This is a genomic window from Pyruvatibacter mobilis (genome assembly GCF_012848855.1).
GTDB classification, from domain to species: Bacteria; Pseudomonadota; Alphaproteobacteria; order CGMCC-115125; family CGMCC-115125; genus Pyruvatibacter; species Pyruvatibacter mobilis.
Genome location: NZ_CP051630.1, coordinates 1,444,701 through 1,456,748 on the forward strand (window position 1 = coordinate 1,444,701; position 12,048 = coordinate 1,456,748).

Annotated in this window: 8 protein-coding genes; 3 read left to right on the plus strand and 5 right to left on the minus strand. The window is 65.3% G+C overall.

Features of this window, described 5'->3' with window-relative positions; translation table 11 throughout:
* Positions 1-39 precede the first annotated feature (39 nt).
* The 3 genes from HG718_RS06885 to HG718_RS06895 all read right to left on the minus strand — a co-directional run bounded on the left by HG718_RS06885 (position 40) and on the right by HG718_RS06895 (position 5,784).
* Positions 40-1,761, minus strand: a complete 1,722-nt coding sequence (locus tag HG718_RS06885) for a methyl-accepting chemotaxis protein (RefSeq protein ID WP_027841834.1) — start codon at positions 1,759-1,761, stop codon at positions 40-42.
* A 126-nt stretch (positions 1,762-1,887) separates the two neighbouring features.
* Positions 1,888-5,418, minus strand: coding sequence for a transcription-repair coupling factor (mfd, locus tag HG718_RS06890; protein WP_170080225.1), 3,531 nt, complete (start codon positions 5,416-5,418; stop codon positions 1,888-1,890).
* Between the two features lie 54 nt (positions 5,419-5,472).
* Positions 5,473-5,784, minus strand: a complete 312-nt coding sequence (locus HG718_RS06895) for an FAD assembly factor SdhE (RefSeq protein WP_160587940.1) — start codon at positions 5,782-5,784, stop codon at positions 5,473-5,475.
* A gap of 137 nt (positions 5,785-5,921) precedes the next feature.
* On the opposite strand from HG718_RS06895, the gene HG718_RS06900 reads away from it, so the two are divergent.
* The 3 genes from HG718_RS06900 to HG718_RS06910 all read left to right on the plus strand — a co-directional run bounded on the left by HG718_RS06900 (position 5,922) and on the right by HG718_RS06910 (position 10,956).
* Positions 5,922-6,803, plus strand: a complete 882-nt coding sequence (locus HG718_RS06900; RefSeq protein WP_160587942.1) for an alpha/beta fold hydrolase — start codon at positions 5,922-5,924, stop codon at positions 6,801-6,803.
* Positions 6,769-8,925 (plus strand): ATP-dependent DNA helicase RecG, encoded by a 2,157-nt coding sequence (gene recG, locus HG718_RS06905; protein WP_160587945.1) that lies wholly within the window; start codon positions 6,769-6,771, stop codon positions 8,923-8,925. The genes HG718_RS06900 and recG overlap by 35 nt, the downstream gene beginning before the upstream one ends.
* A gap of 111 nt (positions 8,926-9,036) precedes the next feature.
* Positions 9,037-10,956, plus strand: a complete 1,920-nt coding sequence (locus HG718_RS06910; protein ID WP_205345680.1) for a diguanylate cyclase — start codon at positions 9,037-9,039, stop codon at positions 10,954-10,956.
* A gap of 9 nt (positions 10,957-10,965) precedes the next feature.
* Here HG718_RS06910 and HG718_RS06915 read toward each other — a convergent pair whose 3' ends face one another.
* Together HG718_RS06915 and HG718_RS06920 are read right to left on the minus strand one after the other, a co-directional pair.
* Complete coding sequence (locus tag HG718_RS06915; protein ID WP_160587948.1) at positions 10,966-11,310, minus strand: cupin domain-containing protein; 345 nt, start codon at positions 11,308-11,310, stop codon at positions 10,966-10,968.
* Positions 11,307-12,035: a DUF502 domain-containing protein gene (locus tag HG718_RS06920; RefSeq protein WP_160587951.1), complete on the minus strand. Its 729-nt coding sequence runs from the start codon at positions 12,033-12,035 to the stop codon at positions 11,307-11,309. The genes HG718_RS06915 and HG718_RS06920 overlap by 4 nt, the downstream gene beginning before the upstream one ends.
* Positions 12,036-12,048 lie beyond the last annotated feature (13 nt).

Genomic DNA, 12,048 nt, shown 5'->3' on the forward strand with positions numbered 1-12,048 from the left:
CGCGGCCTCCCTCTTCCTTGATCCTCGTATCAGCCCGTATCAGGCGGCGCCGCGGACGCCGCTGAGGAAGGAGCTGACGGCCGCGTTGAGCGTGTCGCTCTCAGCGGCCAGCTGGCTCGTCGCGTCCGCCATTTCGGACACGCTCTTCTGCACATCCATGTTGCGGGTGTTGACGACACCGATGCTGGCGGCGGTCTGCGAGACGCCGGTGGCCACCACCTGCGCACGGCTGGCGATTTCCTGCGTGGCGGAGTTCTGTTCCTCCACAGCGGACGACACGCTGGTGGCGATGGACGACACCTCGTTGATCGTCTCGCGGATCTCGCTGATGGCCGTCACCGCTTCGGCAGAGATCGATTGCACTTCGGCGATGCGCTCGGAAATGTCCTGGGTGGCCTTGGCCGTCTGGCTGGCCAGCGCCTTCACTTCCGACGCCACGACCGCAAAGCCTTTGCCGGCCTCGCCCGCGCGGGCGCTTTCGATGGTGGCGTTCAGCGCTAGCAGGTTGGTCTGCTCGGCGATGTCGCTGATGAGGCCGACGACCTCACCGATCTTCTCGGCGGTTTCGCTGAGATTGGCGACGGTGCCGGCAGTGGACTCGATGCGCTGGTTGGCCGTGGTGGCCACGCTGTTGGCCTGGGCCATCTGCTGGGCAACCTCTGCCACGGTGACGGAGAGTTCCTCCACCGAGGCGGCAACGGCCTGAACGGCATCCGACGCTTCGCCGGTGGTCTGGGTCACGGATTCCGTTTCCCGGCCGGCTTCCGCCACGTTGCTGTTCACCTGGTTCGAGGTCTCGGTCAGGGCGCGGGTGGCGTCCGACAGCTTGGCGACGATCTGGCCGACGCGGGTTTCAAAGTCATCCGCCAGACCGCGCATGGAGGCCTGCTTCTCCTGCTCGGCGCGGGCCTCGTTCTCGGCCTGCTCGGCGCGCAGGCGCTCATTCTCGATCATGCCTTCATTGAAGACCTGGACCGCGCGGGCCATGTCGCCGATCTCGTCACCATTGTCGAGATAGGGCACGGTCACCGACTTGTCGTTGGCCGCCAGCTTGCGCATGACCTCGGACAGGACCGGGATCGGCTTCATCATGGCGCGGAACGCGATGAAGGCGACTGCCACGGCGATTGCCAGCACGAGCAGCGAGGACAGCGCAAGGCTGCCGGTGACGTTAGACATCAGCGCGTCCACGTTGGACTTCAGCACGCCCGCATAGAGGATGCCGATGACGTCGCCCGCCGGATTGAAGATCGGCTTGTAGACCGTGTAGTAGTCGAGGCCGAGAATGTTGGCCTCACCCCGGAAGGTCTCGCCCGCGGACACCACCGGGAAGACGGCGCCGGACTTGCCCAGCGGCGTGCCCACGGCGCGCGAGCCGTCGGGCTTGGTGATATTGGTGGTCTTGCGCCAGAAATCGCCATTGGCCGGATCAAGCGCGAAGACGGTGGCCGTCTCGCCGGTGATCTTGCCGACCTTGTCGATCATGTCGTGGGACGTGAACTCGGGAATTTCAGCCAGGGTCAGGCGCTCGACATTGCCCTCGGCATTGAAGCGCGTTTCGAGACCCGGCACCGTGTCGCCCATGATCAGCGCCGCCGCACGGACGCTGGCCGCCTGACGGCTGAGCACGTCATTCTGGATCTGGCTGGTGATCTGGAAAATGGTGGCGCCGCCGATGGCAGCGATGGACAGAACGATCAGGCCGATCGTCAGCGCGACGGTGCGAACCGTCAGCTTTGTCTTAGACAGGAACGAAAACATGTAACCCCCTACCCCGGGTTTTATTGATCCCTGTCGCCGGTTATGCCCTGTTTCCAATTACTTTCAGGTTAAATGATTTTCACCCCATTGGTTGCAAACGAAGATGTGAAGCAACCGGTGCGCGCATCAGGCGCCGGAGCCGCCGCGGGCCAGTTCAGCCAGCTCGTCCATCACCTGGCGGGTGCCCTTGAGGCGGTCTTCCGCGTCAGGCCAATTGTGCTTGACCACGATCTTGTGGTCGGGCCGCAGCTTGGCTTCGCCGCGGGCGCGGTTGATGAACTGAACGAGCCCCGCGGGGTTGGCGAACTCGTTGTTGCGGAAGCCAATGGTACAGCCCTTGGGCCCGGCGTCGATCTTCTCGACGTTGGCGGCACGGCACAGCCGCTTGATCTCGACGATCTCCAGCAGGTGCTTCACCTCGCCCGGAAGCGGCCCGAAGCGGTCGATCAGCTCGGCGGCGAAGCTTTCGATCTCCGCGTGTTCCTCGAGCGATGCCAGGCGGCGGTAAAGGCTCATGCGAACATCAAGATCGGCCACATAGGTGTCGGGGATCAGGACGGCCGTGCCCACATTGATCTGCGGCGACCATTCGCCCTCTTCCTTGTCTAGGCCGCCGGCACGGGCCTGGGCCACGGCTTCTTCCAGCATGTGCTGATACAGCTCGTAGCCCACTTCGCGAATATGGCCTGACTGCTCATCGCCCAAAAGGTTGCCCGCGCCGCGGATATCCATGTCGTGGCTGGCAAGATTGAAGCCCGCCCCGAGACTGTCCAGCGACTGGAGGACCTTGAGGCGTTTTTCCGCGTTGGGCGTCAGCGTGCGGTTGGGCGGCACCGTGAGATAGGCAAAGGCGCGCGACTTGGACCGGCCGACGCGGCCACGCAACTGGTAGAGCTGGGCAAGGCCGAACATGTCGGCCCGGTGGACGATCATGGTGTTGGCGGTCGGGATGTCGAGCCCGCTTTCCACGATGGTGGTGGACAGCAGCACATCATATTTGCCGTCGTAGAAGGCATTCATGATGTCGTCGAGCTGGCCCGGCGGCATCTGCCCGTGCGCGGTGACGGATCTGATTTCCGGCACATATTCGCGGAGGAACTCTTCCGCCTCGGCCAGGTCGGAAATGCGCGGGCAGACATAGAAGCTCTGGCCGCCGCGATAGCGCTCGCGCAGCAGGGCCTCGCGGATCACGACCGGGTCGAATGGCGTAACAAAGGTGCGGACGGCAAGCCGGTCCACCGGCGGGGTGGCGATGATGGAGAGTTCGCGCACGCCCGTCAGCGCCAGTTGCAGCGTGCGCGGAATGGGCGTGGCCGTCAGCGTCAGCACATGAACATCGGCCTTGAGCTGCTTGAGGCGCTCCTTGTGCGCGACGCCGAAACGCTGCTCCTCATCGACGATGAGCAGGCCGAGATCCTTGAACTTGATGCTCTTGGCCAGCAGCGCGTGGGTGCCGACCACGATGTCGAGATCACCGGATGCCATGGCGGCGCGGGTCTCTTCCGCTTCCTTGGCGGACACCATGCGCGACAGCTGGGCGACCTTGAGTGGCCAGCCGGCGAAACGCTCCTGGAAGGTGCGGGTATGCTGGCGGGCCAGCAGCGTTGTCGGCACGATGAGCGCCACCTGGCGACCGGACATGGCGGCCGCAAAGGCGGCACGCAGGGCCACTTCCGTCTTGCCGAAGCCAACGTCACCGCAGACCAGCCGATCCATGGGCTTGCTCTCGGCAAGGTCGGAGATCACGTCGCCAATGGCGCGGGCCTGATCCTCGGTTTCCTCGTATGGGAAGCGGGCGGCGAATTCATCATAGAGGCCCGCCGCGGGCACGGCCGGTTCGGCTGTCTTGAGCGCGCGGGCGGCAGCAACGGCGATGAGCTGATCCGCGATTTCGCGGATGCGCTCCTTCATCTTGGCCTTGCGCGCCTGCCATGCCCCGCCGCCCAGCTTGTCGAGCACCACTTCGGTGTCGTCGGAGCCGTAGCGGGACAGCAGCTCGATATTCTCGACGGGCAAATAGAGCTTGTCGTTGCCCGCATAGACGATCAGCAGGCAGTCATGCGGCGCGCCCTGGACTTCGATGGTCTCAAGGCTGGTGAACTGGCCGATGCCGTGATCAACGTGAACGACGAAATCGCCCTGGGACAGGCTTGAGACTTCCGACAGGAAATTCTGGGCGCGGCGGGTCTTCCGGGTGCGGACCAGGCGGTCGCCCAGCACATCCTGCTCGGCGATGACGGCGAGGTCCGGGGTCTCGAACCCCGTTTCAAGGCCCAGCACCACGAGCGGGACCGTGCCCTTCGGCGCGGACAGGGCGTCGTGCCAGCTATCGACGATGGTGACAGGCTCGATACGGTGCTCGGCCAGCACGTGGCTCATGCGCTCGGCGGAGCCGTCGGACCATGCAGCGATCACCGCGCGCTTGCCGGATTTCGCCAGGCCGTTGATGTGGCCGCGCAGGGCATCGAACACATTGGCGTTCTCGGCCTTGCGCTCAGGCGCGAAGTCGCGGCCCGGGCGGGCGCCCATATCCATCGCGTCAGGCGCATCCGGCACATCGAAATGCGACAGGGCGCGGACCGGGTGGTCGCGCAGGGAAGCTGCGAACTCATCCATGGTGAGGTAGAGCGAGTCCGGCGGCATGGGCCGGTAGGACGGCGTATCGAAATCGGCCGCGGTTTTCTTTTTCTTCGATGCCTTGGCGACGGCGGCGCTGGCTTCGGCGTCTTCGGCGCGGGCCGCGTAGTAATCGTCGATGAGTTCGCGGCGCTCGCCGGCGGCTTCCTCCACCAGCGGATCGAGGGTGATGATGGTCCCCTCCCCCGCATAGTCGAAGAGCGTTGCCACATCCTCATGGAAGAGCGGGAGCCAGTGCTCCATGCCCTGGTGGCGGCGGCCTTCGCTCACCGCCTCATAGAGCGGGTCCTCGCCGGTGACGGTGCCGAAGAGCTGGACATAGCCTGCCCGGAAGCGGCGGATGGTCTCCTCGTCCAGCATGATCTCGGTCGCCGGAACCAGTTCCACCGAAGTGAGCTGGCCGGTGGTGAGCTGGGTCTCCGGATCGAAACTGCGGATGGCTTCCAGCGTGTCGCCGAACAAGTCAAGCCGCACGGGCTCGGCAAAGCCGGGCGGGAAGATATCGACGATGCCGCCGCGCACGGCGAACTCGCCCTGTTCGCGCACGGTGCCCGAGCGCAGATAGCCGTCGCGCCCAAGGAAGGCGAGCAGCTTGTCGAGGTCGATGACATTGCCCTGGGCAGCGCGCCAGCTGGTATCCGCCATGACGCTGCGGGACGGCATGCGCTGGAGGCTGGCATTGACGGTGGCGATGAGAATGGCCGGACCGGATGTCTCGTCCCGTGCGGCAAGTTCCGCCAGCGCGGCCATGCGCCGGGCCACGACGTCGCTGTTGGGCGACACGCGGTCATAGGGCAGGCAATCCCAGCCAGGCAGTTCGATGATGGCGATGTCGGGCGAGAAGAAGCACAGCGCTTCCTTGAGGCGGGCCAGGCGCGGCTCGTCGCGGGCGATGTGGACGACAAGACCATTGCGGGCGCGGGCGAGGTCGCCCAGGGCGATGGCATCAAAGCCTTCCGGCACGCCGCCGGTCGCAAGGCGGCCTTCGGCGGAGACAAAGGGAGTGTCTGCCGCCGCCATCCGGCCCGGCATGCTGGTCTGGCTTTTGCTCATCTTAAAAGTGTCTTGCGGTACTCAGCCGCCCATGCGCTCGCGCGTGCCCACGATATGCGCCTGGAGACGGCGCAGGACCGGCGTCATGTGGGCCTCGGGCACGGGCTTGGTCTGGCAAATCCAGCGATAGACGTCCTGGTCGTTTTCTTCCATCAGCGCTTCGAGCGCTGCGATGTCGTCCGTGCTGAGGTCATCAATATAGGTATCAACGAACGTGCCGATGATGAGGTCGTTTTCCTTGATGCCCCGATGCCACGCGCGGAAGCGCAGACGGCGGCGGCGGGCGCCGTCATCCAGGCTGTCGGACCCGGAAGTCTGTGTGGTGTCTGTCATGGCCAGCGATATACCTTGTGATGGGGATGAAAGTCAGCCCCTAGATAGCTATATCGGCCTCACAAATCTGCCACCTGGCCCGCCTTCCGCAGCCCTGCCTGCCCCCTTCCACAGTCCCCCGCCACAGGCATCGCGCCATGAGCCCTTTCGAGACCATTCGCAGCCGGAAAGCCCGGCAAACCGCCCTGCTGCCTGACGGGCGGCGGCTGGGCTATGCGGATACGGGCGATGAAAGCCTGCCGCCGGTGTTCTATTTCCACGGGTTTCCCGGCTCGCGGCTGGAAGCCTCGTTCCTGACCATTCCCGAGGCGCGGCTGATCGGCGTGGACCGGCCGGGATATGGGCTTTCCACTCCCCTGCGGGGCCGGACCCTGCGGGGGTTCGCGGCGGATATCGCCGCGCTGGCGGATCATCTGGGGATCGGGTCATTCGGGGTGATGGGCGTGTCCGGCGGCGGGCCCTATGCGGCGATCTGCGCACGGATGCTGCCGGACCGGGTGGCGGCGGCGGCGCTGGTGTGCCCGCTGGGGCCGCCGGAAGCGCCTGCCATGCGGCGCGGGCGGCTGAAGCTGCTGACAGATCTCGGCCGGCGTCCGGTGTCGCGGGCGGTGCTGTTCCGGCTTGGGCGGGCGATCATGCTGGATGACCGGCTGGTGCGCCGGGCGCTGGCCTATCGCGCGCGGATGCCGCGGGCGAGCGCGGACCAGGCCCTGATGCGCGGCGAGATGGGTCAGCTGATGCTGGAAAGCTGGCGAGAGGCGCTCAATACCGGCATTGAGGGCATTTCGGCGGATGCGCGCATTTACGGCACGCCGTGGGGGTGGCGGCTGGCGGAGCTGCGGGTGCCCTTCTATCTGTGGCACGGGGAAGCGGACATCATCGTGCCGCCGTCGGTGGGCCGCTATTACGCCGAGCGTGTGCCGGGCATCGAAAGCCATTTCAGCCCCGATGACGGGCATTTCTCAGTCGTGCTAAATCACCGGGATGACATCATCCAGCGGCTCGTCAGCCACCTCTAGCCCCCGCGTCCCCCCAAGCCCCCGCGTCCCCAAGGGCCGGCCTGAAAACCTGTTTCCGCTGTTCGCGGAGGCGGTGAAGCTGCCGGGCATCGGGCCGCGGCTGCAGAAACTGCTGGAAAAGCTGACCGGCCCCAAAGTCATCGACCTTTTGTGGCATCTGCCTTCCGGACTGATCGACCGGCGGCACCGGCCCCATATCATCGACGCACGGGCCGGACAGGTGGCAACGCTGGACGTGACCGTGGGGCCGCACAAGCCGACGCCACGGGGCAGCCGGGCGCCCTACCGCATTCCGTGCACGGACGAGACCGGGGAGATCACCCTCACCTTCTTCCATGCGCGGGAGGACTATCTCCGCCGCACGCTGCCGGAGGGCGAGCGGCGGATCATTTCAGGCGAGGTGGAGATCTATAACGGGCTGGCGCAGATGTCCCACCCGGACCACATCCTGACCCCTGATGAAGCGCAGGACCTGCCCCCCTATGAGCCCGTCTATCCGCTGACGGCGGGACTGTCCGGCAAGGTGCTGGCCAAGGCGATCCAGGCGGCGCTGGAGCGGGTGCCGGAATTGCCGGAATGGATGGACGCGGCCTGGGCACGGCAGCAGCATTATCCCGCCTGGCATGAGGCGGTGCGCGCGGTGCACCAGCCGGAGGCGCCCGACGCCATTGAGCCGCGCCACCCGGCCCGGGCGCGGCTGGCCTATGACGAGATGCTGGCAAACCAACTGGCGCTGGCGCTTGTCCGGGCACGGATGAAACGGACACGCGGGCGGCCGCTGACCGGCGACGGGCGGCTGCGGCGCAAGGTGATGGATCACCTGCCGTTTGAGCTGACCCGCGGGCAGATGCTGGCGGTGGCGGAGATCGAAGCTGATCTCAAGGAGCCCTATCGCATGCTGCGGCTGCTGCAAGGGGATGTGGGCTCCGGCAAGACCATGGTGGCGCTGATGGCCATGCTGGTGGCGGTCGAGGCCGGGGCGCAGGCGGCGCTGATGGCGCCGACGGAAATCCTGGCACGGCAGCACGCCAAGACGCTGGCCCCGCTCTGCGAGGCAGCGGGGGTGCGGCTGGCGGTGCTGACCGGGCGCGACAAGGGCAAGGCGCGCGAGGCCATCGTGCAGGCGGCGGAAGCCGGGGAGATTGATATTCTGGTCGGCACGCACGCGCTGTTCCAGGGCAGCGTAGCCTTCCGGGACCTTGCGGTCGCCGTGGTGGACGAGCAGCACCGCTTCGGGGTGCGCGAGCGGATGGAACTGTCATCCAAGGGCGTGGCCGGTACGGACGTGCTGGTGATGACCGCGACCCCCATTCCACGCACGCTGCAGCTCACTGCCTATGGCGACATGGATGTGTCGCGGCTGACGGAGAAGCCGTCGGGCCGCAAGCCTGTCGTCACCCGCGCCCTGCCGCTGGAGCGGATGGATGAGGTGATCGCCGGGCTCGCCCGGGCCATCGGCGAGGGACGGCAGGTCTATTGGGTGTGTCCGCTGGTGGAAGAGTCCGACGTGCTGGACGTTGCCGCCGCCGAGGACCGCTATGCAGGCCTCAAAGCCGCGCTGGGGGCGCGGGTCGGGCTGGTGCATGGGCGGATGAAGGGGCCGGAGCGCGAAGAGGTGATGGGCGCGTTCCAGGCAGGTGACATCGACATCCTGGTGGCGACGACTGTGATCGAGGTGGGCGTGGATGTGCCCAATGCGTCGATCATGGTGATCGAGCACGCGGAGCGGTTCGGGCTGGCGCAGCTGCACCAGTTGCGGGGCCGCGTGGGCCGGGGGTCGGCGGCATCAAGCTGCCTGCTGCTCTACAAGACGCCCCTCGGCGAGGTCGCCAAGAAGCGCATTGCGACCCTGCGGGACACGGAAGACGGCTTCGTGATTGCCGAGGAAGACCTGATCCTGCGCGGGGCCGGCGAAGTGCTGGGCACGCGGCAATCAGGGCTGCCGCAATTCCGGCTTGCGTCGCTGGAAGCCCATGCGGACCTGATTGCTGCGGCGCGGGATGATGTGGAGCTGATCCTGCAGCGGGACCCGGAGCTTGAGAGCGAGCGCGGGGCGGCGCTCAGGGTTTTGCTCTATTTATTCGAGCGGGACGAGGCGATCCGCTTCCTGCGGGCCGGTTAACCCCACACTTTTTGGTTGTATTTTTCCCGCTTTCTCGTGATGCGGGTTAGGAAAGTGTTTCGTTCTTCTGGCTAATGTCCCCGGTTGGGGACACGAAACAGGACGGACGTGGTGGATACCGAAAAGGCACGCCTCGACGCTCTACATGCACTGAACGTGCTCGAAACGGCGCAGGAAGAACGGTTCGACCGTTTGACCCGTATTGCCGCGCGCGCGTTCAATGCCCCCATCGCCCTTGTGTCACTGGTTGACCGAGACCGGCAGTGGTTCAAGTCGCGTCAGGGACTGGATGTCAGCGAGACGCCGCGCAGCCTTGCTTTCTGCGAGCACGCGGTGCGCAGCCGTGAACTGGTGCTGGTGCCGGACGCGACCAAGGATGGGCGCTTCGAGGACAACCCGCTGGTGACGGGCGACCCGAACATCCGCTTTTACGCGGGCGCGCCGCTGTTTTCCTCCTGCGGGCGCTATGTGCTCGGCACGCTGTGCGTGATCGACACCATCCCGCGCCTGGATACGGAGCCTCATCTGCCCATCCTTGAGGACCTGGCGGCAACAGCGTCCCACGAACTGGCAGCGGGCCATGCCCGTGAGCAGATGGAACACGCCCTATCCGGGCTGGATGACGAACGCAGCCTGCACCGGCTGGTGATCGAGAACATGCCGGCGACGCTGGCGGTCATCAATACGGACCTCACCTACAAGCTGATCAATCAGAGCTTCTCCCAGTTTTCCCACGGCAAACTTCGCCCCGGCATGCGGATGCGGGACGTTCTGGGCGAGGAACGCTTTGCGATCATTGAGCCCTACCTCAAGCGTGCCCTTGAGGGGCACACGGTGCATTTCGAGGCCGCGAGCACCGACAAGGACGGCGAGCCCATAAATTACGAAGTGCGGTATCAGCCAAACTTCGACGCACATGGAAATGTGATCAGCATCACTGCTCTTGGCACCGACGTTACGCGGCGGCGGCGGCTGGAATCCAGTATCGCCGCGCTGGCGCGAATGCATTTCGGTGCCAATGCCAACCTCGCTGAAAACTCCCAGGATGCACTGGGGCGTGTGGCGAACCTGCTCAACATGCGTTTTGCCGGCATCATGCGGCGCTCGCCCACGGGCCAGTTTGAGAGCACTGTGACCCATGCGCCGGACGGTTTCCAGATCGGCGGCATGCCGGTGGCAAAGCACCTGATGCGGCGGGTAGTCTCCAGCGGGGACTGCGTTGCCATTGAAGACGTCAAGATCGACCCTGACGTCTCCGGCATTACGCCGGGCAAGTTTCCGATCCGTGCCTTTGCCGGGGCGCCAATCGTCGTCAACAATGAGGTGATCGGCGGTGTGGGCTTTGCCAACACAGCGCCCCACACGGGCAAATTCCTCGACATCGAGATCGAGGTCGTGCGTCTGGCCGGCAGCATCATCGCCCGCGAAATCGCCCGCACCCAGGCCGATGAGAAAATTGCGAGCCGCGAGCGCGAGCTGCATGAGCTGGCAACCACGGATCCGCTGACCAACCTGCCGAACCGGCGTGAATTGCTACGGCGCGGGCAATGCGAAGTGGACCGCGCGCGCCGTTATGAGACCACATTCTCAATTGCGATCATGGACATCGACTACTTCAAGTCGATTAACGACACCCATGGCCATGCGACCGGCGATCTGACGTTGGTGGAGACGGCCAACATCCTGAAGAATGCCATCCGCACCGTTGATTGCGTGGGGCGTATCGGCGGTGAGGAATTTGCCCTGCTCCTTCCGGAAACCCCGGCCAACGGCGCATATGAAGCCATGGAAAAAGTGCGCCAGGCGATCGAGGCGCACACCTATTTTTCCAAGGATACCGACATCAAGATCAGCGCAAGCTTCGGGGTTGCAACGCACCAGGACGGCGAAAGCCTGGAAGACCTGATGAGCCGGGCAGATCAGCTTCTCTATCTCGCCAAGCAGAGCGGGCGGAACCAGGTGCGTTCCGACCTGCATACGCGCAAGCATCTCACATTGCTGTCGGCCGGCCCGCGCAAGCCGCGCTCCTGAGGCGGCGCCTCAGCCTGCTCGGCGCTGCGCCATGAAGACGGCGAGCCAGACGGTCGGTGGTGCTGCCTGTGTGTAGGTGACCCGGTGGCGGCAATGGGCCGGAAGGAACAGCCAGTCACCCCGCACAAGCCCGCGCTCCCCTTCCCCCTCGATCTCCAGCCGCGCGCTGCCTTCCAGCAGGCAGACCCATTCATCCTCTTCCTGGTCGAACCAGCCTGTTTCCGGCGCGGTCTGGCCGGTGGAGACGATGCGCTCGATGCGCACGGGGCCGTGCGACAGCAGCGGATCATATTCTTCCTCCGTCAGCGGATGATCCGGCAGACCAGAGAACAGATTGCCGCCTTGCGTGCTCACCGATTCCGCTCCAGCACCCGTTCAAGCTCCGCCTCGGTATGCACGTGGTACGGCTCGCCGCCATCCTCGGGCCTGTATTCCGGTGCGACCAGGCCCGCGGAAATGACCATCTTGGCGGCATCCTCCACGGACATCTGAAGGGGGATGACATCGCTGCGCGGGACAAACAGCAAAAAGCCGCTGGTGGGGTTGGGTGTGGTGGGCAGGAAGACGCTCACCATTTCCTCATCCGCCCGCGCCTGTATCTCGCCCTTGGCGGCGGTGGTGACGAAGGCAATGGAATAGACGCCACGGCGCGGATATTCGATCAGCGCCACTTCCCGGAACGAGTTCTGAGACTGGCTCAGGACCGTTTCAAAAATCTGCTTCAGCGCGCCATAGATGTTGCGCACCAGCGGCATGCGGCCCACCAGCCGCTCGCCATAGCTGACGAGGGTACGGCCGAACAGGTTGGCGGTGAGTGCCCCCAGCAGGGTGAGCAGCAGCACCGCAAGCACGACACCGACGCCGGGTATGGTGACATCCAGATATTGTTCCGGCCGGTAGCGCGCCGGGATCATGGGCGTGAACCAGGCATCCACGAAATCAACGAACCACATGATGAGCAGCACGGTGATGGTCACCGGGGCGGCCACCACAAGGCCCGTCAGGAAGTAGTTGCGCAGGCGCGACAGAATCCCCAGGCGCGAGGGGCGGTCAGGGGTTTCCGGCAGGTCGTCGGTCATGAATGGAAGATCC